This window comes from Nesterenkonia sphaerica (assembly GCF_005771565.1).
In the GTDB taxonomy this organism is placed as follows: domain Bacteria; phylum Actinomycetota; class Actinomycetes; order Actinomycetales; family Micrococcaceae; genus Nesterenkonia; species Nesterenkonia sphaerica.
The window spans coordinates 52,790-74,204 of record NZ_VAWA01000011.1 but is presented as its reverse complement, the minus strand read 5'-3'; the positions used below and the strand labels follow the sequence as shown (position 1 = coordinate 74,204).

Below are 21,415 nucleotides of genomic sequence, written 5' to 3'. Positions count from 1 at the left end.
AATTTTATTTCCCACCACGGACACGCCCCCGGTCGGGCGAGCACTATCAGAGCAAGCGGAATCAGGCGGGGCGGGGGAGGTTCCGGATGTTTTCGCTGCGAATGGTGAAGTACGTCGAGGGACCCCCTCCGCGCAGCATCGGGCGAGCGTGCGAGGTCTGGTACACGCCGTCGCGCAGCAGCGACCGGTGAATGTGCACGCCTACAACTTCCCCGAAGACCACATGGGTGACTGTTTCTGCACCGTCAGCGGTCACCAACGGAATCACCTGAGAGGTACGGCATTCAAACACGGTTTTGGCTTCGGCCACATGCGGTACGGACACCACTGTTGACGCAGCCGGAGAGACTCCCGCGAGCGAGAACTCATCCACCTCAGGCGGAACCATCGCGGAGGTCTCGTTCATGGCCTCAAAGAGATCTTCATCTGCCAAGTTCCAGCAGAACTCCCCAGTGGCCTCAGCATTGTGCAGTGAGTCTTTTTGGCCGTTGCTCGCAAACCCGATAATCGGCGGGGTGTAATTGAAGGCGTTGAAGAAGCTGAACGGCGCCAAGTTGAGCTTTCCTGCACGGTCCTGACTCGAAATCCACCCGATAGGCCGCGGCGCGACAATGGAGTTGAACGGCGAATGCGGCAGGCCGTGTCCGGCAGCGGGTTCATAGAAGTACGTCTCACTGGCGTCCATCACAGATCCTTCAACATCGACGGCAATTTCGGCAGGCATTCCACACAATACGGCGCGCAGCGGCACCCCCGAGACACTGGCGAGGTGGAGCCGCAACAAATCAAGTGCAGGCGTCTTGTCGGGCGGGCGGCTGCCGCGTAATGTCGAGCATATGGAGAGCTTCTTCAACATGATCCGCAACACCGGGTTCCGACGCGGCCCCGATCGACTGGTCGCCGGAATCGCCGGAAGCGTGGCACGCAGCCTGAGCGCCAATGTCTGGCTCGTAAGGCTGCTCTTCTTGCTCTCCTTCCTGCTGCCTGTGGTGGGGCTCGGGCTCTACCTGCTGGTTTGGGTGCTGACGCCCTGGCAGGACGGTTCCATCCCGCTGGAGCGTATGTTGGAAAATCAGCGCAGGTCCCAGCACTAGTGTCGAGGTGCCCCGAGATCTAACCAAACTTCATCTACGGGACCGAAAGTTAGGCGCCGCAGATGAGGCACGGACGATGAGCTCAGGCTCTAGCTTCTGAGACTCAACCTCTTCGCCAGCCATGAGCGCGAGCAAGGTGAGCAAGGACTCTCGCCCCATCAGGTGCATCTTTGAGCGAACCGTGGTCATGGGGATTCCCACGGACTCGGCTAACGGTGTGTCGTTGTAACCGATCAGGGCAACATCGCTGGGGACGGAGAATCCGTGGTCTTGAAGAACTCCCAGGGCACCGATAGCCGCGAAGTCATTGGTCGCGAACACGGCATTAGGGCGGATTTTCGCCTCTAGGATCTCGCCCATGGCTTGGCGCCCGGCGCCAGTATCGAATCCTCGGTAAATCAAGTGGCTCTTTGGCACATCAATGCCGACCTCAGCCAGTCTGTCGATCAGACCCCGGGTGCGGTCATACGCAGTCGACGCAAACTCCAAGCCTGCCAGAACGACGACCTCGGTGCGGCCGAGCTCCAGTAAATGCTCAGCTACCAGGCGACCTCCCAGATAGTCATCATTGGTTACAGCGACGTGTCCGTCGCGACGCCGCGAGGTGAGTACCAGGGGGACGCCCTGCTCACGCAGTTCGTCCAAGAATGGGTCATCTAAGTGAGCATCGCCGAAGATCAGTCCATCGACCCGGCGGTCAAGCATTGCTCGGGTGCGTGTCCGCTGCAATTTCGTGTCATCAAGGGAGTTCATCACGTAAGTATTGATCCCATTCTCCATGGCGGCTTCTTCAATGCCTTCATAGATCGTTGCGAGAACAAAGTCCTGCAAGCGAGGAACCATCACCCCGACGAGGTTTGACCGTGAGGTGCGAAGGCTGGTCGCGTGAGGGTTGCGTGTGTATCCATGGTTTTCGGCGAGGGCGAGAATGGTCTGCACCGTCTCTGGGGCGGCCCAGCGTTGCCGCTGATCCGGAGGTGAGCTCAGCACCCTTGACACTGTGGCCACACTGACGCCCGCAAGCTGGGCAAGCCCACGTTGAGTAACTGCTCGCGCCCTCTGCTGTGCCATCTGCACCTCCTTCAGTCTCACCTTATCGCCCTCACACAATGCCAGGAGGTCAGAAAGTCGATACAAGGAATTTACACGAAAATCTACGAAAACGATTGCCGCAATCGATTGTGTGTGGTGGAATGTGAGACGTAAGCCACATCACTCGAATTGAGGTCCTCTTGCCCCGCATCGTCCTTCTCGCCACCGGCGGCACCATCTCCTCACGGGAAAGTGCTGCTGGGGGGTCACGCGCCAGTGACTCTGCGGCGCAGCTCATGGCCACGTTGAGAGCCCGATCCACGGTAGATCTGATCACCGAAATCAAGATCGAGACACAAGACATAGCAGTGGAGAATTCCTTTAACTTCACGTTCGCCGACCTGGCCAGGATTGAAGCCGCAAGCCGCAACATTCTCCGTCGCGATGATGTTGACGGGGTGGTGATCACGCATGGTACCGACACCATGGAAGAGACACTGGCATTGCTGGCGCTAACTCACGACGACGTGCGCCCCGTGGTCTTCACCGGTGCCCAGCGCAGCCTTGACCACACTGATAGCGACGGGCCGCGGAACCTCCGCGATGCACTTGCTGTAGCCGCGAGCCCGGCCTCGCGGTCACACGGGGTACTGCTGGTGTTCGGTGAAGAGATTCATGCGGCCATCCCGCTGCGCAAGACTCACACTTCCTTGATGCAGCCATTCCAGTCGCCTAGGGGTGGGGCGCTGGGGCGTGTCGTCGATGGCAAGCCGCAGTACTTCAATGAACCGCGGAAAAAGCCAGCCTTGGATGAGATCGCGTGGAATTTGCGGGAGCCGCGGGTGGAGATGATTCTCAGCTACCCCGGGGCCGACGGCGCGCTCATTCGGAGTGCGTTAGAAGCTGGTGCGTCAGGACTTATTGTTTTGGGCACGGGTGCGGGCAATCCTGGCAGTGCAATGGTGGAGGCCATCAGGGAAGCGGTCCGAGCCGGTGTGGTCGTTGGTCTCGCCACCAGAACGTTGGGCGGGTCAGTGGCTCCGATCTACCGCGGCGGTGGGGCGATCGACGCTCTCGAAGCCGGTGCTGTAGGGCTCGGTGATCTGCCGGGGACCCAAGCGCGCGTACTGCTGGCACTCATTCTTAGCGCATACCCACGAGATCAGGCCAGAGAACGACTCGAGCAATGGGTGCACAGCGCGAACTGAAGTTGACGCGAACCCGAGAAGAAGACCAGAAAAAGTTGCCAAACGAGCAAGAGTAGAAAGAGGACGGCCATCATGGCGAAAGAAATTTACGTAGCACTGGGGATCGATGTCGACGCCGTCGGCGGCTGGTTGGGGTCCTACGGCGGTGAGGACTCACCAGGGGACATCTCCCGTGGAATATTCGCTGGTGAGGTGGGTGTGCCACGGCTGAACAACCTACTGGCCAAATACGACTTGCCTGCCACCTGGTTCTGGCCCGGGCATTCCATTGAAACCTTTCCAGAGCAGTTCGATCAGGTGGTCGCCGCAGGCCATGAGATCGGAGTTCACGGCTACAGTCACGAAAACCCGATTGCGATGACACGGAATCAGGAAACCGAAATTCTCACCTACTGTATCGATCTGATCGAAAAACGTAGCGGACGCCGCCCTACTGGCTACGTTGCGCCCTGGTGGGAATTCTCTACCGTCACCAACGAACTGTTGTTGGAACAGGGCATCAAATACGATCACTCCCTGATGCACCGGGACTTTGAGCCCTATTACGTGCGAGTCGGTGACAACTGGGAACAGTCGAAGATCAACTATGACAAGCCAGCCAGCAGCTGGATGAAACCGCTGGTCCGGGGTGAAGAGACAGACCTCGTCGAAATTCCCGCCTCCTGGTACCTGGACGATCTGCCCCCAATGATGTTTATCAAGGGCAGCCCTAACAGCCACGGCTTTGTCAACCCACGGCACATCGAAGAGATGTGGCGCGACCAGTTCGACTGGGTATACCGGGAGAGCGAATACGCGGTCTTCACCATCACTGTTCACCCGGACGTTTCTGGACGCCCACAGGTGCTGCTGATGCTCGAAAGGCTTATTGAGCACATTAACTCCCACGAGGGCATCAAATGGGCCCAGTTTGACACCATCGCCGACGACTTCCTGAGGCGCTCCCCGCGCCATAGCTGACCCCGCACACCCCAAGAAATCTCGCCCCACTTACCGGAATAAGGACAACTGATGTCGACCCCAACAGTTGAGCAACCCAAACCCATGGCGAAAATCTCCGCAAAGCAGACCGTGATTGTCACAATAATCTGCTTCGTAGCATGGAGCATCGCCGTCTATGACTTCATCCTTTTTGGCACCCTGTTGCCGCGCATTGAAGAAACCTTCGGATGGACTCAGAGTTTTGCCCTGCTGGTCTCCACCCTGGCCAGTGCCGCGATCTTCGTGGTTATCATCATCTTCGGGCCACTGGTTGACCGCATGGGTCGACGCAAGGGAATGATGGCCTCGGTGGGTGGAACTGCTATCGCCGGTGTCGCCACCGCGGCCGTCCAGGGAGCGACCTCTGTGGTCGCTGTCCGTGGCTTCACTGGCCTCGGACTTGCCGAGCAGAACGTCAATGGAACTTATCTAAATGAGGTCTTCGCGCAGACAGAGTCTAAGAAGATCAAACGGAACCAGGGCTTCTTCTACTCCCTGGTGCAGTCCGGCTGGCCCGTGGGCGCATTACTAGCGGCCGGCTTCGTAGCACTGACCAGCTACTGGTTCGGTGCGGAGAATTGGCGCATTGCCTTCCTCCTTTCGATCATTCCCTCGATGATCGTGTTCGCGTTGATTTGGTTCCTTCTCAAAGAGACACCGCAGTTCACCACCATGAAGAGGATTCGCGAGCTCCGCAAGGCTGGTCAAACAGAGGAGGCTGAGGCGCTCTCCGCAGCCACCGGCCTGCGGGTTGAGAAGGAAGTGCCACTGAAGCGAATATTTAGCGGAAAGCACCGCCGAAACACGATTGTCCTCTCTTTGGCCTGGACATTGAACTGGTTCGGCATTGCCACATTCTCTGTCTTGGGAACATCCGTGCTGGAATCGGGCAAAGGGGTGGACGCCAACAGTGCACTGCTAATGATCGTCGGCGCAAACCTCGTCGGTGCCCTCGGCTACCTCACCCATGGCTTCCTGGGAGACAAGTTCGGGCGCAAGAACGCGGTGGTGTTCGGCTGGCTGATTTCCGGCATGGCCTTCGCCATCATGATGCTCGGGCCTAATGACCCAGCCTTCGTGTTACCGCTCTACATGATTGGACTGTTCTTCCTGCTTGGCCCGTACGCTGCCATTATGTACTTCCAAGCCGAGTGTTACGACGCTGACTGCCGCGCGACAGGCTCAGCATTTATCAGCGCCTTCAGCCAGCCCGGGGCTGTGATCGGAGGATTCATTCTTACCGCAATTGTGGCCGCATCCTTCGAATTCTCCACCGCAGCGCTGGTGGTGGGCGCGGCCGGTACCTTCGTTTCAGGATTGGTCATGCTCGCTGCCAAGAAAGTCGACACCGACGTACCTCGTGAAGACGTGCCGATCCCGGCCCTGCGTCCGACTGACGAGGTAGCCCAGGCAGCTAAGGCTCAGTGAGATGAAATCTGGGAACTCGCCGGTCACAGTTATAAGCGGCGCAGCCTCGGGTATCGGATGTTCCACGGCGGAGTTCCTCTCGGGCCAGGGGCACAAGGTCGTAATCGGGTACTACGACAAAGATCCGCACGACCCGGAACAGACGCTAGACCGAGTAAAGGCAATTGGAGGAGAAGGAATAATCGTCGGTTTGGACGTCAGTTCTACCGAGTCGGTCGACACATTCATCCAATCGTCCATTGAGCGCTTCGGCGCCGTCAACCACGTGGTCGCCAACGCCGGGATTCTAAGGCAAGCGCCAATGGGTCAAATGGATGACGCGAGGTGGGATGAGCTCTTACAGGTGGACCTTCACGGGGTGATGCGACTGGTTCGGGCAAGTCTCCCGCATTTGGGACACGGGAGCTCCATCGTGGCGACTTCCTCCATCGTCGGTGGCTACTACGGATGGGCCGAACACGCTCACTACGCTGCCGCCAAGGCAGGCGTGATCGGGCTGAGCCGCAGCCTTGCCGTGGAGTTTGGACCCCGGGGGATCCGGTCCAACGCTGTGATTCCGGGACTCATTGAAACACCGCAGTCTCTAGACGCAGTGAACTCACTGGGGCCCCGAGGCCTGAAGGCTGCGGGGGAGTACATTCCCTGGGGCCGAGTCGGAAAGCCCGACGAAGTGGCCAGTGTGATTGGCTTCCTGCTCTCCGAGCACGCCTCCTATCTCACAGGTCAAGAACTCACGGTTGACGGCGGCTTGACTGTAGCGATGAGAGGTTAGAAAAAATGAAACCTGCATCTGATTCGAACCTTCCCAGTTATGGCGGTGTCCTCCAAGGTCGCACAGCCCTTGTCACCGGCGCAGCCAGCGGGATCGGCCGAGCCATTGCAGCGCATCTGAGCTCCGCCGGAGCTCGCGTCGCTTTGGCCGACCGTTCGCCAAAGGTGACCGAGGCCTCTGAAATGCTGAATGAGCGAGTAGGAACCGGCACAGTTCCTATAGTGTTCGACGCCGCCTCGGAAGAGTCCGTCAGGGTCGGGACCGGAGAAGCGATTACTGCTCTAGGCCGAATCGACATTCTGGTGACCTCCCACGGCATACTGACCGAATCGCCGTTGGCGCAAATGAGTCTGGCCACCTGGGAAGAGACGCTCGCGATCGATCTGACTAGCGTGTTTCTCCTTAACCGTGCCGTGCTCAACGGCATGCTAGAACGCGGCGAGGGGCGGATCATCAACGTCGCCTCCCAACTTGGTCAAAAAGGTGGCTCAGGAATGGCTCACTACGCAGCGGCCAAAGCAGGGGTGATTGCCATGACCAAATCTCTGGCCATGGAGGTCTCTGCCCAGGGTGTGTTGGTCAACGCCATCGCCCCCGGGCCTATTGAGACCCCGATGGTAGCTGGTATCAGCGAGGCGTGGAAAGTCGAAAAACGGTCTGAGCTCCCTCTGCGAAGATTTGGTACAGCGGACGAAGTAGCACCCACGGCGGTCATGCTCGCTTCATCTCCGGGCGGCAACATCTACGTCGGCCAGACTCTCGGACCCAATTGCGGAGACGTGATGCTCTGATGTGTGGGGCGTGTGGAGTGACCCCCCAGGACTGGGCTGGTCCGATCCTGGCAACGTCCTACGCGAAACCCTTGGTAGCTAGGCTCCTTGCCGGGATTACACCGGCACTGAGAGTCCGGGCCACAGGTGTGGGGTGGACCGTTGGCTTAGCGGGCCGGCCAAGCACCGTTTGCATCAGTTCCGAGCTCCTGCTGGAGCATACGGCCCGGCTGTTGAATGCACGCGGCGTGGAGGGCACGGCGGTAGAGACAGCAATACTCCAGGCACCCGCGCATCGCGCGGTTGCAACCACCCGCGAGATGTTTCCGATCGACCGTACGGACTCCGCCTCGGGAGAGGCACGGCCTGTACCAGCCACTCAGGTTATCCTAGCTTTGCTGGCCGGGTCGTTGACGTCGCGTATGATTTCCGGAGGCGAACGTGCTGAGGTCGTCATGGGAGACCGTGGGGAGACATGGACGTTATTAGTCAGCTAGCTTGCCTCTTACCTCACTTCGCTGGGGTCAAGCGAAGCCTGTGCTCGGCAGGAGTCCCTCGGCCCTAGAAGAACCAGGGCATTGAGCTGGCGACCCGCATCATCGGGGCAAACTGGCCAGCGCCGTAGACTGCGGCTTCACGCAACCCCTCTACAGTCTCACTCTCACCTACTTGCTGGATACGGAGGGCAAGCCTCGATGGTGGCAGGGAGCCCAGACTGGGCCGCTGATATTGTCGTCACACCATTGCCTCCAGTCGCACTGTCCCTTGGTGCCGTGGTGGGGCGCAGGGGGTGAATAGGTGTCGGTGGCCACCTACGTCCTCCGATCCCCGCCACCGAAGCCTCCGCCGGGATCTCGGAGCCCATCACCGCGAAGACGAACGTAGGGGGTCTGTGCAACTGCACAGGGCGGAGTGCTACGTTCGCTGAATGCGCAGCCCCGTTCAGCAGTACCTCGAGAGCATCGTCGAACAGTGCAGCGGCACTGAGGGCGAGGTAGCCTCCTACATCCCGGAACTGGCCCAGACCGACCCCGACCGATTCGCCCTGGCTCTGGCCACTGTGGACGGACATGTTTACACCCTGGGGGAGGCCGAGACCTGCTTCAGCATCCAGTCGATCTCCAAGCCGTTCACCTACGCCCTGGCCCTGGCCGACCGCGGCTTCCAAGGAGTCGCCGAGAAGGTCGACGTCGAGCCCTCCGGTGAGGCCTTCAACGAGATCAGTCTCGCCTCTGATACTGGGCGACCGCCCAACCCCATGATCAACGCGGGAGCCATCACTGCGGCCTCATTGATAGCGGGCGAGAACACGGAGAGTCGCTTCGCCCGCGTGCTCGACTGGCTCAGTGGTTTCGCCGGGCGTGACCTCGAGGTGGATGAGAAGGTCTACACCTCCGAGCTGACCACCGCCCATCGCAACCGCGCGATTGCGCATATGCTGCGCGAGTTCAACATTCTCCACGGTGACCCGGAGGAGCAGCTGGACCTCTACGTGCGCCAATGCGCTGTCAGCGTCAACACCCGTGACTTGGCCGTGATGGCGGCCACATTGGCCAATGGCGGCGTCCAACCGGTCACCCAGCGGCGCATGCTGGAGCCCGCCTATGTGGAACGGGTGCTGAGCGTGATGGCAACCTGCGGCATGTACGACGCCGCCGGCGACTGGATCTCCGCGGTGGGGATGCCTGCCAAGAGCGGGGTCAGTGGCGGCATCATCGCTGTGCTTCCCGGACAGGTGGGCCTGGCGGTTTTCTCCCCGCGTCTGGACGCCCACGGAACCAGCGCCCGCGGAGTGCAAGTTTGTGAACGCATGTCCAACGACATGGATATGCACCTGATGCACGTAGGCAGGATGTCGACCACAGCGGTGCGGTCCCGGTACCCGCTCTCCCAGGTCTCTCCCCGCCGGAGCAGGCCCGAGGCGGATCAGGCAGTACTGGATGCACACGCGGAGCGGTCCATGGTCTACGAGCTTCACGGGGATCTGCTCTTCGCCGGTGCGGAGAACGCTGTGCGGGCAGTAGTCGACGACACCCCTGAGTTAGTCATTCTGGACGTCCGGAAAGTCGATGATATTGCCGACGTCGCGCAGGACACGCTGCGGGGTCTGCGCGCTGCGCTGCGCGAGGCCGACGCGGAGATGGCGGTGGTGGACCCGCAGCGGGTCCTGCCCGACCCCGATGCGGGCACTGATCAGGCCAGCCCGTATTTTGACGACCTCGACTCTGCCGTGCGCTGGGCTGAGGCGGAGGTGCTGCGCCGGCATGGCCGCCAGCCCACCGATGAGCAGACTTTGGTCAATGAGCACCCTTTGCTGAGGGATCTCTCCAGCTCCGCTCGGCGCGTGGTCGACAGCTATATGGAAGAAGTGCACTTCTCCGCCGACGAGGTGGTGCTCGAGGTGGGAGAGCAATTCTCCGGGGTCCACCTGATCGTAGAAGGCGCCGTCATCGCCACAGTTCAGGACCGCAGCGGCGGAACCGTGCGGCTGGTGACCATGAACCCTGGTACCTCCTTCGGCGAGCTGGCGCTGGGCACCGACGGGGTGCAGGACACCACCGTCCGCGCCATCAGTGACCTCGCCGTGCTGCGCCTGTCCGCGGAAGCCATCGAGGAGATCACCGCCGAGCATCCCCTGGTGGCACTGCAGATGTGGCGGGCGATGGCCCGGGACGCCTACCGGGTGGCAGAGCGTGCGCTGCGTGCAGGAGCCACTTTCGGCTAGACCCGGCGCTGATCTGCGGTGACTGCCGCATCTCTTGTAGTGTCGTACAGCGATGACACGCGCCATGCACCCCACAAAAATCACTCGCCACGTCCCCATGGCCACCACCGGGCTGCTCCTGCTGGTGGCACTGCTCGACGCCGCAGTGCGCGAGGCCAGCCCCGGTTTTCTGGTCCCGCTGCTGCTGCTTCCCACGGTCTTTGTCCCGGTGCTGGTTGAGAAGTGGGCGCGCGTGCGCCTGCCCGCCAGTCTGCAGTGGCAGTACGCTGTGCTGCTGATCGCCGGCCCGTTCGTGGGGGAGCACGTGGGGATTTACCACCTCTGGGATCCGTGGGATAAGTGGGTGCACTTCTACTCCGGGTTCTTCATCGCCTTCGCCATTGTGTTCGCCTTGGGAGTCACGCTGCGCCGCTACCGGCTTGACCTGCCGCCGTGGGTCGAAGCCGTCATCATCATTTCCGTGAAGGCCTCCGTTGCCCTGCTGTGGGAGGTGGCTGAGTTCTTCTGGGACATGGCTTTCGGCACCTCGGCGCAGGACCACAACTTCGACACCATGACGGACATGATGCTTGGCAGCGCGCCGGGAATCCTGATCGCCGCTGCGCTGATCATCCACCGAACGCGGCGTCCGGTGCAGTATCTCGACTCCCTGCTCCACGTCCCCTTGCCAGCACCTCGTCAGGTGCAGGTCAGGAACGTGCGAGAGACTGCGGACTCAGTAGACCAGAGACAGAGGAGATCGGATGGATGAGCGCACACTAGGCAGCACCGGCCTGCCCGTCACCTCGGTGGGACTGGGCACGTGGCAGATCGGTGGCGGGTGGGGCACGGTGGAGGACAGTGACGCCTTCGCTGTGCTCGACGCGGCCGCTGAGACCGGGGTCAGCTTCTTCGATACCGCCGATGTCTACGGAGACGGCCGGAGCGAGCAGATGATCGGCCGGTGGCGAGCAGCCAACCCCGACTGGTCTGGCACCGTTGCCACCAAGATGATCAGACGTGCACCTACACCCTCGTTGGAGTTCGCCACGGCAGAGAACTTTCGGCAGTGGGCAGATCGGTCACGGAGAAACCTCGGCGTCGACACATTGGACCTCATCCAGCTGCATTGCCCCGAGAGCCCCGTCCTGGATTCCGACGCTGTCTACGACGCGTTAGACGCAATGGTGGAGGATGAGGTGATTGCCGGATATGGAGTGAGCGTCGAGACCTGCGAGCAGGCGCTGACCGCCATCGCCCGGCCCCACGTGGCCAGTGTGCAGATCATCCTCAACGCCTTCCGGCAGAAGCCTCTGGAGGCCGTGCTTCCTGCTGCCATGGACGCTGGGGTGGGCATTATTGCCCGGGTTCCGCTTGCGTCGGGACTGCTCAGCGGCCGGTACACCAGACAGACGGTGTTCGCTGCTGACGACCACCGCAGCTTCAACCGGCATGGAGAGGCTTTCGACGTCGGAGAGACTTTCGCCGGCGTGGACTTCTCCACCGGTGTCGACGCTGCCGCGGAGTTTGCGCACCTGGCCCGCCAGGTGGGACTGGAACCTGCCCAGGCGGCCTTGGCCTGGGTCGCACAGCAGCAAGGTGTGACCACGGTGATCCCGGGGGCGCGCAATGCTGAGCAGGCGCGCAGCAACAGCGCTGCGGGCGATCTGCCGCCTCTGCCGCAGGACTTCATCGACGGTGTCCGGGCCCTCTATGAGTCGAGGATCAAGCCGCAGGTCCACCACCGGTGGTAACCCGGGGCGGGTCAGTGCGGCTCGGTATTCCCCCACCACAGTTGGAGCTCGTCACCGGAGAGCACCTCGGCCGGGTGAGGGCCCGCCGCCCAAATCTGGCCCAGCTCGGCCTCTGAGAACGTGTGGTGTGAGGCAGCGAAGACGAGGTTGCCCTCCGCCTCTCCCTCCACCACATCCGCCGGGGCGCTGAGCAGGCAGCACCCAGGCCCCAGCGCCAAGGCATCCACTATGGTCTGGGTCAGGCCCTTCGCGAAGGTCATCCCGGCGTCGTCGCCCATATTGACCAGCATGAGACCGCCCGGCGCCACGGCTGCCCATACGAAGCGGAAGAACTCCGGCGAGGTCAGTGCTGCCGGCGCAGCAGCCGAATTGAACAGATCCACCACCACTGTGGCGAAGGATCTGCCTGACAGGGCACCTTCAGCGGTGAGGACAGTGGCGGCGTCGCCCACGATATTCTCCGGTGCCGGTGTCATCGGCAGGTGTTCCAGCACGAAAGTCACCAGCTCAGGCTCGATGTCAACGACGGTCTGCTCTGTGCCGGGCCGCCAGTGAGATATCCAGCGCGGCAGGGTCAGCGCGCCGGCACCCAGGTGCAGGACTGAGCCGGAAACACGCCCGTGCTGTTCGGCGGACCAGGTGGTCAGCACCGAGCGCATCCGGCGGAGGTAGTCGTGCAGCAGGAAGTCAGGGTCGCCGAGCTCCACATGGGACTGCTCCACCCCACCGATGCTGAGCATGACACCATGATCAGTGAGCTCATCCCGGGACAGCTCGGCCCACTGCCCGGAGTGGGAGAGGCGACGTCGTGCAGGCAGCGTCATAGGGGCCGCTTACGCACCGAAGTGCTGATGAAGTCTGCTGCGCGGGCCTGCGGCGCCGAGGTGACGAGGCTGACCCCCACAAAAACTGTCACCGCCACGGCCAATCCCCAAATCCCGCTGCCCTGGCCGAGCAGAGAGACCTGGGAGAACTCCAGGACCAGCACCAGCGTGCCGGCCACCAGCACGGAGCTGATCACTCCCGCCGCGGTGCCGCGCCGCCAGAAGAACGCCCCGATGATGGGCGGGACCATCACCAGCAGCCCCGCCGAGGCGGAGACGCTCAGCACGGCAATGAGGTCCAGCTGCAGATGCGCGAACCAATATGCCAGTACGCCGATCACGGGGATGACCAGCTTGCCGATCATCAGCTGGGCGCGTTCACTGACCCGCCGCCCAGGCCCCACCACGTCGCGGCTCACCATGGAGGACAAGGTAAGCATGATGGAGTCGATGGTGGACACGCAGGCAGCCAGCACACCGATCATGACAATGATGGCCAAAGGAGCAGGTACCAGGTCCGAGGCCAGCAGGGTGGGGGTGGCACCGTCCGCCGCCGCCAGCTCAGGAAACTCCAGCCGGGCGGCGAAACCCCAGAACACCGCGACGAACGTGTAGACGAAACCGAAGAGCAGGAACCCGATGAGCATCCGCCGCAGGTCCCTCATGGACCCGGGCGTGAACAGGCGCTGAGAGACCTGCGGGTTCGAGATGGAGAAAAAAATCCAGGGCAACGTCAGCGCAAGGAACGTGCTGAAGGTGAAGAACCCGGCACCCGGCACGCTGAGCGCACCCGGGTGCTCGGTGCTGAGTGAGTCGAGAAATCCGCCGACGCCGCCGAGCTGGCTGATCACCACGATGACCACCAGTGTGGCACTGAGCATCATTACCGCAGACTGCAGAGAATCGGTCCAGGCCACCGAACGCAGCCCGGCGATCATCGCGAACGCCACGGCCAGCACCAGGGCCACCAATGTGCCGGCGGTGAAGCTGATCGCGCCCCCAGTCATGCCTGAGAGCAGGTAGCCCACCCCTGCCAGCTGAACGGCGGCATACGGCAGCAGAAAGACGAAGGAGGCCAGGGCCGTCGTCGTCCCGGCAACAGGAGAGCTGTAGCGGTGCCCGATCATTTCAGTGGGTGTCACATAGCCATAGGCCTTCCCGACCCGCCAGAAGCGCGGTCCGAAGACCAGCACCAGGGTCACACCGCACAGGTAGAGAAGCTCGAATCCCAGCGCGCCCACCCCACCGGCGTAGGTCAGCCCGGCCAAGCCGATCATCATGAACGCTGAGTACGTGGTGGCCGAGTAGCTCATCGCGGAGACGAAACCTCCCATGCGGCGTCCGCCGAGGAAGTAGTCGGACATATCAGCTGAGCGCCCGGCGCGCGACCACAGCGCCGCGACGAGAGCCACCGCGACGTAGACCGCCACCCCGGTCCAGACCCACCCCGGGGTCATTTCTCATTCTCCCAGGTCAGAGCGATAACAATATTGATGGTGATCACAGCTGCGGTCCCCACGGTCCAGAACAGGAGGCTTCCGTACCAGGCGTCCACCTCGCGCAGCAGGGTGTATGGCACCACAAACATTGCCAGCATGATCACCGGGACGCTGACCAGCAGCCAGGTGGTCCAGGGGGTCTTGAGTTCAGGCCGTCGCACCGGCCTAGGATACCCCCTCTCAGGGTAGAGATGACCATAACGCGGACACAGCGAGGCCCGGTCTGGCATATGCCAGACCGGGCCGAAGCTGATGCAGCGCCTGAGCCTAGAGCTTGCCGGCGGCCTTCAGCTGCTGCGGGGCGGGATAGCGGATCGACTCCACCATCTCCTGGACCTCCACGCTCGGCGGCCGGGTCAGGTTGGACACCGTCACGGTCACCGCGAAGTTCAGCACCGCGCCGAGAGCACCAATCCCCTCGGGGGAGATGTTGAACAGGTGCTCGTTGGCCTGAGTGCCGAAGAGCTCCAAGGTGTAGATCATGTAGCCGGAGCTGAAGAGCAGACCGGTCAACATGCCGGCGGCGGCACCCTTGGCGTTGGCCTTCTTCCAGAAGATACCCAGAATCAGGATCGGGAAGAAGGTCGAGGCCGCCAGGCCGAAGGCGAATGCCACCACCTGCGCCACGAATGCCGGGGGGTTCAGCCCAGCGAAGATCGCGATGATCACCGCGGCGGTCATGGCGAGGCGACCCACCAGCATCTGGGTCTTCTCCGAGGCGGCTTCCTTGGAGATCATCCGGTAGTAGATGTCGTGGGAAGCGGCGGAGGAGATCACCAGCAGCAGTCCGGCCGCAGTGGAGAGCGCAGCCGCCATACCGCCGGCGGCCATCAGGCCGATGATCGGGGCCGGCAGGCCACTGATCTCCGGTGAGGCGAGGACCAGGATGTCATTGGAGACAATGAGGTCCGCGCCCGATGCCGCCACGTTGGAGACGCTGTCAATCGAGCCGTCGTCCACGTTGAGGGTCACATAACCGGCATCAGCCCACGGTTCGATCCAGGCTGGCAGCTCATCAGCGGTGGCACCTTGGGCGCCCTGCAGCAGGTTCAGCTTGGTGAACGCACCTACCGCCGGGGCGGTCAGGTACAGCAGGGAGATGAAGAACAGTGCCCAGAAGGCGGAGAACCGCGCCCCGCGGACTGTCTTGGTGGTGTAGAACCGGATGATCACGTGCGGCAGGCCGGCGGTGCCGAGCATCAGCGACAGCGTCACCAGGAACACGTCCAGCTGTCCACCATCACGGCCGGCGAACGCCTCAGTGAACCGGTCCAGCCCAAACTCTGTGCGCAGCGCATCCAACTCAGCCAGGATGGTGCCATAGGTCACCTGCGGGACGGGGAAGCCACCGATAGTCTGGGACACTGCGACGGCGGGGATCAGGTAGGCGATGATCAGCACCGTGTACTGGGCCACCTGGGTGTAGGTGATGCCCTTCATGCCGCCGAGGACCGCGTAGAAAAAGATCACCACGGCGGCCACGATGACTGCCCAGTGTGCCTCCAGTCCGAGGAACCGGGCGAAGACCACGCCGCCGCCGGTCATCTGGCCCACCACGTAGGTGAAGGAGATGACGATGGCGCAGATCGCTGCCACGACACGCACTGTGTCGTTGTACCGATCGCCGACGAACTCGGGCACCGTGAACTTGCCCCACTTGCGCAGGTACGGCGCCAGCAGCAGTGCCAGCAGCACGTAACCACCTGTCCAGCCCATCAGGTAGACGGAGCCGTCGGATCCCAAGAAGGCGATCATGCCGGCCATGCCGATGAAGCTCGCCGCACTCATCCAGTCGGCAGCCACCGCCGCACCGTTGGCAATGGTGGGCACGCCCTGGGAGGCGACGTAGAACTCCTTGGTCTCCTTCACCCGTGAGCGCCAGGCAATGGTCATGTACATGCCGAACGTCAGGATCAGGAAGAAGAACGTCCAAAATTCCATGGAGTTGAGGTTCATGCCGTCTCACCCGTCCCCTTGCGCTCGGAGACCCCGAACTCGTTGTCGATACGGTCCATCCAGAGCGCATAGACCAGGATGAGGATGACGAAGGTGTAGATGGATCCCTGCTGAGCGAACCACAGACCCAGGGGGAACCCGAGGATCTCAATATTGTTCAGCGGTTCGATCAGGATGATCCCGAAACCGAAGGACACGGTGAACCAAATGGCCAGCAGGACCACCATCAGTCGGAGGTTCTTCTTCCAGTAGCGCTGCCGCCAGCTGTTATCTGGTGGCGGAGCGGTGCCGGAAGAGCCCTCATGTGTCACGTCAGACATGCGCGACTCCTTTGCTCGGTACTTTGGGCGGACATACATCTGCACTCTGCTGTGGCAGACGCTTGGAGCTAAGCCAACAGGCCTGTGACCTGCCTCACAAGCAGATCGGAGCAAAAGGCGGATATGAGTTGGCGAACGGTCGACTGAAGGCGCTGAGTGGTCACATTCTGAGCGCCGACCGTATAGCGGGCTCCAGCGACCGTTCAGCCAGCCCGATGCTGCCGCTGAAAGAGTCAGGGGGTGATCCACCTGGAATCTGTGACCTGCCTCACCGTAATATTTCGAGCATTGACACCTGACGTGAACTTGTTGATCACGGGAAGCGAGCGAAACAGATGACAACCACGGCACCTGCAGTGGAGCAGAAGGGCCTCGCCGGCGTTTTTGCGCGTCTGAGAGCGGGGAAGAGCCACGGCTGGGGGGTTTTCCACCAGGGAAGCTGGCCGATGATGATCGGCGGGATGATGATGATCGTCTCTGCGTTCCTGCCCTGGATCTACGTCACCCTGACTCAGGAGATCATGGGGGAGACATTCGTTCTCCGCGGTACTGACGGTCCCGGTGTGCTCACCCTGGCGGTAGGCTGCCTGGCCTTCGCCGGCGCCTTTGTCCCGCGCCGGAAGCTCGCACTGGCGCATGCGGGCGTCCCGGGAGCTTTGGTCGCTGGGATCTGCCTGCTGCAGACCTGGAACCTGCTCAGCGCCAACATGGAGACCCAGTGGGGTTCGTTTCTGCCCGGAATGGGCCTAGTCCTGGCAGCCGGTGCATCCGTCCTCCTGCTCAAGGTCACCTGGACTATGTATAAGCATTGGCCCGTAGCCTAGTGAGATTGTGACCCTATCCCCGCAGGAAGACGGCGAAACCCGCGATACACCCGCGGAGGTCGATGCAGCTTTCCGCACCCAGCGCCGGGTGGCCCTGACCTACTTCGCCGTCTTCCTGGTGGTGGTGGCGGTCTTCCCGCTGCTGTCGACCTCCCTCAGCTGGTGGTTGGACTCCCGGCTCATCGGTGACCTCAGCCCCGGGTTCCTCACCGTGGCGGTGGGTCTCTACGCCGTCTTCGCCGCAATTGGGATTGCCGCTGCGACCCTGAGTTCCAGCGTGGAGTCCCAGATGCTGGGCTCTCAGGGCGACCAGCGCGCCGAGGAGTCGGGCCCCGGTGCGGAAGCAGGTGCCTCATGACCACTACCGCCATCATCACGCTAGTCGCGGTGCTGGTCATTGTCTTAGGGGTGTCGGTGATCACCCGCCCGCGGCACTCCTCCACCGTCGACTTCTATCTGGCTGGTCAGCGAGTCGGCGTCGCGACCAATTCTTGGGCCATCTGCGGTGACTACCTCTCCGCGGCGTCGTTCTTGGGTGTCGCCGCGGCAGTCTATGTCTCAGGGCTCGACGGCGCGTGGTACGCGGTCGGATTCGCTGCGGGGTTTGTGCCGGTGCTGCTGCTGGTGGCTGCGCCGCTGCGCCGCTATGGTGAGTTTTCGCTGGCAGACTTTCTGGGCCGGCGGCTGCGTTCCGACGCGGTGCGGCTGCACTCGGTGGGTGTGGTGCAGTTGGTGATTCTCTGTTACCTGATTCCACAGTCGGTGGGTGGCGGCATTACCTGGGAGCTGCTGGTGGGCCACGGCCTGTTCGGCCTGAGCCCGTATTCCACCGGGGTGCTGCTCTCCACCGCGGTGATCGCTGTGCTCGTGGCTGCCGGTGGCATGCGGGGGACTACCTGGAACCAGGCGGTGCAGTTCCTGCTGCTCTTCGCCGCCCTGCTGTGGTTGGCTGCAATGGTCAGCGCAGACGGGTTCCGCTACGGCGAGGCGGTGGACTCCCTGAGCAGCCAGCCGCTGCTGAATCCGGAGTTCACCGAGGGGTCGTGGGAACTGACGCAGGAGCAGAACGCGGTGGACCCGGGGACGCCTGCGGTCTTCGGTGAACCGGGGGCCCGGTACGGCCAACTGGGGCAGGTGGCCCTGGTGGTCACCCTGGGGCTGGGCACCGCGGGACTGCCGCATGTGATGAACCGATACTTCACCGCCCCCACCGGGCGGGCGGCACGGACCACCACAGTGTGGGTACTGGTGCTGATCGGAATCTTCTACGCCCTGGCCGTGATGATGGGCACCGCAGCCAGAGACATCATCCCTGGTGCTTCCAGAGAGCATGCGTGGCTGGACGAGCTGACCGAGGACGGCGTGCTTCGCGTCCCCGAGCACGCACTGCCGGTCCTGGGGCGGATCTACGGTGATGAGGCCGGACTGGGTCTGATTGCTGCTGCGGCGCTGATCGCGGCAATGTCCACCGTGGCCGGACTGCTGCTGGCTTCGGCAGCGACCTGGGGTCATGACGTCTACGAACGTCACATCAACCCCCGAGCCACTCAGCGGCAGGCGGTCTGGGTCGGCCGGGGGTCCACGCTGATCGCCGCCGGTGCTGCCGCGGCCCTGGCCATCGCACTGCGCCCGGAGGCCTTCACCCCTGCGATGCCGTCCTTGGTGGCGACCATGGTGACCTGGGCCTTCGCGATTGCTGGTTCGGCGCTGACCCCGGTGGTGGTGCTGGCCATCTGGTGGCGGCGCACCACTGCCGCCGGTGCGCTGGCGGGGCTGATCAGTGGTGCCACACTGTCGATCAGCATGTTCCTGGGTGCCAGCTTCATGGAGGCCTCGCCGCTGCGGGAGCTGATGGCCGCCCCGACCCTGGTGGCCGCTCCGCTGGCGTTCCTGCTCACGATCGCAGTCTCACTGCGCACGCAGCCACCCACTGACGTGGAATCCGACTGGCTGATTATGCACGGCACTGCGGCGGACCGTCAGGCCGAACGGGTGGCGGATTTGACCCTGCGGCAGCGCAGGCGAGGAAAGGAGGACCGGCGTGCGCGGTAGTGTCATCCTGGCCAGTGCGGTGCTGCTGATCTGGACGATGGTTTATGTGATCACCCAAGTGATGGTGACCCCTGCGCTTCCGGTGCTGCCCACTGTTGGCATCGGCGTCGTGCTCACCATTGCGGTGGTCCTGGGCTATCCCTCAGCGCTGCGCGGACCACGGGGGTCCCGCAGCCTCCGCGGAAACCGCGCCGGCGTCCGTGCCGGGTCTGTTCGCGACGACGTACCCGGCCATGGGGTGGGGGAGCTGGCGATCCGCGCCATCCCGCTGCGCTCAGGGCTGACCCAGGATGCTGCCCGCCGGACCTGCAAATTGCTGCGCCCCATGCTCTCCGGTGACGCCGTCTCCATTACTGACACGGAGAACATCCTGGCCTACATCGGGCCGGGGGAGGACCATCACCGGCCCGGAGGCGCAATGCAGACCACTGCTGCCCCGCGGGCAGTGCGGAAGGGCAAGACCGTGGTGGTGCGCGATAAGACGGGAGTCGGATGCCGGAAGAGCGACTGCGAGGTGCTCTCGGCGGTGATCGCACCCCTGCGGATCGGGACCCGGGTGGTGGGTACCCTGGGGGTCTATCAGGCCACCACCGTGATCCCGCCCCAACAGATGGTGGAGGACATGGCGAAGATGCTCAGTCTGCACCTGGAACTTGCCGAACTGGACCGTGAGAAGCAGCTGGCGGCGAGTGCGCGGCTGGATGCGCTGCGGGCCCAGATCAACCCGCACTTCCTGTTCAATATCCTCAACACCATCGCGTCCAAAGCGCGCACCAGGCCGGAGGAGGCGCGCGAGCTGCTGCTCCGGCTGTCCGAATTCTTCCGCTACGCGGTGCGCCAAGAAGGGCATATGGCGGAGTTCGCTCAGGAGTACTTCTTTGTCCGCACCTACATCTCACTGGAGCAGGCTCGGTTCGGTGACCGGCTCCAGGTTCGGTATGACATCGATCCGCAGGTGCTCACCTCGCGGGTGCCGGTGCTCACCATCCAGCCGCTGGTGGAGAATGCCGTCAAGCACGGCATCGGGTCTAAACCTGAGGGCGGAACCGTGCGGCTGCGGGCGCGGGTGGACCCGCTGACCCGGACCACCTCCATCCGAGTCTCCGACGATGGTGTGGGAATGGACCCGGAGGTGATGGCGAGGCTCACCACCGGTGACCGGGAGCCAGGGGAGATGTCCGAGACCGTGCTCACCGACCCGACCCCTGCGGTGGGAGAACACGCCGGGGTGGGCCTGCGGAACATCTCCGAACGGCTCGACTCGCTCTTCGGGGACCGCTACGACTTATCGATCTCCACTCCCAAGTCCGGCGGCACCGTGGTGGAGCTCAAAATCCCGCTCCGCTGAACTGGCGGGCCAGTACGGCCGGCGTCCGTATACTGTGACCTGTGCCCCGCGCCCTGATAGTAGATGACGAAGCTCCAGCCCGAGAGGAGCTGCGCTACCTGCTGGAGGAGGCCGCGGGGGAGTCCCAGGTCCAGGTGGTCGGTGAAGCCACCAACGGGGAGGAAGCCCTGGTGCTGCTGCGCTCCTTGGACTATGACTTGGTCTTCTTGGACATTCGGATGCCGGGGCTCAGCGGGCTGGAGGTCGCCGCGCAGCTGCGCGAGCTGCCCAAGCAGCCGAAGGTCATCTTCACCACGGCCTACCCGGACCATGCGGTGGAGGCCTTCGACCTGGCCGCCGCGGACTATCTGGTCAAGCCTTTCGACGCCGACCGCCTGGCTCGCGCTGTGGAGCGGGCTTTGGCCGGGCCCGCCTCGGTGCGCCCGCAGGAGGCCGCCAAGCACGACGACGCCCCAGCGAACACCGGACCGCCGAGCGAGCCCGATCACCGCGAACGGCTGGTCCGGATCCCGGTGCAGCGTGATGGGCGGACCATGCTCATTGAAGGTGATGCCATCGTTTACGCCGCAGCAGCCCGCGGATACTCCTCACTGAAGCTTGCAGAGGAGAAGGTGTTGGTCTCCTTCTCGCTCAACGAGCTTGAACGCCGGCTCCACGGGCACTTCTGCCGGGTCCACCGCTCGTACCTGGTGAACCTGCGCTATGTGCGCGAGCTCGTTCCCGACTTCCGTGGGCACCTGGCCCTGGTGATGAACGACCGGCAGCGCTCGCGGGTGGAAGTGTCCCGCCGCCACGCCCGCGAGCTGCGCCGACGCCTCGGGGTGTGAACAGCCCCCGAGGCTCGAGGCG

21 protein-coding genes are annotated in these 21,415 nt (G+C 62.9%); 14 read left to right on the top strand and 7 right to left on the bottom strand.

The genetic code is table 11. The features are described 5' to 3' along the window. Nucleotides 1-61: 61 nt before the first annotated feature. A complete protein-coding gene (locus FEF27_RS09415) occupies nucleotides 62-685 on the bottom strand; it encodes a flavin reductase family protein (protein ID WP_138170606.1) in 624 nt (207 codons plus the stop codon). 151 nt (nucleotides 686-836) lie between these two features. On the opposite strand from FEF27_RS09415, the gene FEF27_RS09410 reads away from it, so the two are divergent. After that, nucleotides 837-1,094 (top strand): PspC domain-containing protein, encoded by a 258-nt coding sequence (locus FEF27_RS09410; RefSeq protein WP_138170605.1) that lies wholly within the window; start codon nucleotides 837-839, stop codon nucleotides 1,092-1,094. 30 nt (nucleotides 1,095-1,124) lie between these two features. Here FEF27_RS09410 and FEF27_RS09405 read toward each other — a convergent pair whose 3' ends face one another. Then, nucleotides 1,125-2,165: a LacI family DNA-binding transcriptional regulator gene (locus FEF27_RS09405; protein WP_138170604.1), complete on the bottom strand. Its 1,041-nt coding sequence runs from the start codon at nucleotides 2,163-2,165 to the stop codon at nucleotides 1,125-1,127. A gap of 161 nt (nucleotides 2,166-2,326) precedes the next feature. On the opposite strand from FEF27_RS09405, the gene FEF27_RS09400 reads away from it, so the two are divergent. The 8 genes from FEF27_RS09400 (at nucleotide 2,327) to FEF27_RS09365 (ending at nucleotide 11,743) form a co-directional block, all read left to right on the top strand. Beyond that, complete coding sequence (locus FEF27_RS09400) at nucleotides 2,327-3,334, top strand: asparaginase (protein WP_166429985.1); 1,008 nt, start codon at nucleotides 2,327-2,329, stop codon at nucleotides 3,332-3,334. Between the two features lie 72 nt (nucleotides 3,335-3,406). Further along, nucleotides 3,407-4,294: a polysaccharide deacetylase family protein gene (locus tag FEF27_RS09395; RefSeq protein WP_138170602.1), complete on the top strand. Its 888-nt coding sequence runs from the start codon at nucleotides 3,407-3,409 to the stop codon at nucleotides 4,292-4,294. 51 nt (nucleotides 4,295-4,345) lie between these two features. Continuing rightward, a complete protein-coding gene (locus FEF27_RS09390) occupies nucleotides 4,346-5,743 on the top strand; it encodes an MFS transporter (protein WP_138170601.1) in 1,398 nt (465 codons plus the stop codon). A 1-nt stretch (nucleotide 5,744) separates the two neighbouring features. Continuing rightward, the gene (locus tag FEF27_RS09385; protein ID WP_138170600.1) at nucleotides 5,745-6,515 is read left to right on the top strand and encodes an SDR family NAD(P)-dependent oxidoreductase; all 771 of its coding nucleotides are present in this window, start codon (nucleotides 5,745-5,747) and stop codon (nucleotides 6,513-6,515) included. Between the two features lie 5 nt (nucleotides 6,516-6,520). Next, nucleotides 6,521-7,306: an SDR family NAD(P)-dependent oxidoreductase gene (locus FEF27_RS09380; protein WP_138170599.1), complete on the top strand. Its 786-nt coding sequence runs from the start codon at nucleotides 6,521-6,523 to the stop codon at nucleotides 7,304-7,306. 907 nt (nucleotides 7,307-8,213) lie between these two features. Continuing rightward, nucleotides 8,214-10,010, top strand: a complete 1,797-nt coding sequence (gene glsA, locus FEF27_RS09375) for a glutaminase A (protein WP_138170598.1) — start codon at nucleotides 8,214-8,216, stop codon at nucleotides 10,008-10,010. Nucleotides 10,011-10,074: 64 nt separating this feature from the next. After that, nucleotides 10,075-10,761: a DUF2238 domain-containing protein gene (locus FEF27_RS09370; RefSeq protein WP_138170597.1), complete on the top strand. Its 687-nt coding sequence runs from the start codon at nucleotides 10,075-10,077 to the stop codon at nucleotides 10,759-10,761. Beyond that, the gene (locus FEF27_RS09365; protein WP_138170596.1) at nucleotides 10,754-11,743 is read left to right on the top strand and encodes an aldo/keto reductase; all 990 of its coding nucleotides are present in this window, start codon (nucleotides 10,754-10,756) and stop codon (nucleotides 11,741-11,743) included. The genes FEF27_RS09370 and FEF27_RS09365 overlap by 8 nt, the downstream gene beginning before the upstream one ends. 11 nt (nucleotides 11,744-11,754) lie before the next feature. Here the strand turns inward: FEF27_RS09365 and FEF27_RS09360 are convergent, their stop codons facing one another. From FEF27_RS09360 to FEF27_RS09340, 5 genes are all read right to left on the bottom strand, one after another. Continuing rightward, entirely contained in the window at nucleotides 11,755-12,567 is an 813-nt protein-coding gene (locus FEF27_RS09360; protein WP_138170595.1) for a spermidine synthase, read from the bottom strand. Next, nucleotides 12,564-14,024: a sodium:solute symporter family protein gene (locus FEF27_RS09355; RefSeq protein ID WP_138170594.1), complete on the bottom strand. Its 1,461-nt coding sequence runs from the start codon at nucleotides 14,022-14,024 to the stop codon at nucleotides 12,564-12,566. The genes FEF27_RS09360 and FEF27_RS09355 overlap by 4 nt, the downstream gene beginning before the upstream one ends. Beyond that, nucleotides 14,021-14,227 carry a hypothetical protein gene (locus tag FEF27_RS09350; protein ID WP_138170593.1) on the bottom strand — a complete coding sequence of 69 codons (207 nt, stop codon included), beginning with the start codon at nucleotides 14,225-14,227 and terminating at the stop codon, nucleotides 14,021-14,023. The genes FEF27_RS09355 and FEF27_RS09350 overlap by 4 nt, the downstream gene beginning before the upstream one ends. A 106-nt stretch (nucleotides 14,228-14,333) precedes the next feature. Then, entirely contained in the window at nucleotides 14,334-16,022 is a 1,689-nt protein-coding gene (locus FEF27_RS09345) for a sodium:solute symporter family protein (protein WP_138170592.1), read from the bottom strand. Continuing rightward, nucleotides 16,019-16,342, bottom strand: coding sequence for a DUF4212 domain-containing protein (locus FEF27_RS09340; RefSeq protein WP_138170591.1), 324 nt, complete (start codon nucleotides 16,340-16,342; stop codon nucleotides 16,019-16,021). The genes FEF27_RS09345 and FEF27_RS09340 overlap by 4 nt, the downstream gene beginning before the upstream one ends. Nucleotides 16,343-16,677: 335 nt before the next feature. Between FEF27_RS09340 and FEF27_RS09335 the strand changes: the two genes are divergently transcribed. From FEF27_RS09335 to FEF27_RS09315, 5 genes are read left to right on the top strand one after another with little or no spacing between them, the layout of a single operon-like run. Further along, nucleotides 16,678-17,166, top strand: coding sequence for a hypothetical protein (locus FEF27_RS09335; RefSeq protein ID WP_138170590.1), 489 nt, complete (start codon nucleotides 16,678-16,680; stop codon nucleotides 17,164-17,166). Nucleotides 17,167-17,173: 7 nt separating this feature from the next. Continuing rightward, entirely contained in the window at nucleotides 17,174-17,524 is a 351-nt protein-coding gene (locus FEF27_RS09330; protein ID WP_208009773.1) for a hypothetical protein, read from the top strand. Beyond that, nucleotides 17,521-19,218 carry a sodium/solute symporter gene (locus FEF27_RS09325; protein ID WP_138170588.1) on the top strand — a complete coding sequence of 566 codons (1,698 nt, stop codon included), beginning with the start codon at nucleotides 17,521-17,523 and terminating at the stop codon, nucleotides 19,216-19,218. Before FEF27_RS09330 ends, FEF27_RS09325 begins: the two co-directional genes overlap by 4 nt. After that, nucleotides 19,208-20,566 (top strand): histidine kinase, encoded by a 1,359-nt coding sequence (locus tag FEF27_RS09320; RefSeq protein ID WP_138170587.1) that lies wholly within the window; start codon nucleotides 19,208-19,210, stop codon nucleotides 20,564-20,566. The genes FEF27_RS09325 and FEF27_RS09320 overlap by 11 nt, the downstream gene beginning before the upstream one ends. Before the next feature lie 41 nt (nucleotides 20,567-20,607). Beyond that, on the top strand, nucleotides 20,608-21,393 hold the full coding sequence (locus FEF27_RS09315; protein ID WP_138170586.1) for a LytR/AlgR family response regulator transcription factor: 786 nt from the start codon (nucleotides 20,608-20,610) through the stop codon (nucleotides 21,391-21,393). The last annotated feature ends 22 nt before the right edge of the window (nucleotides 21,394-21,415 follow it).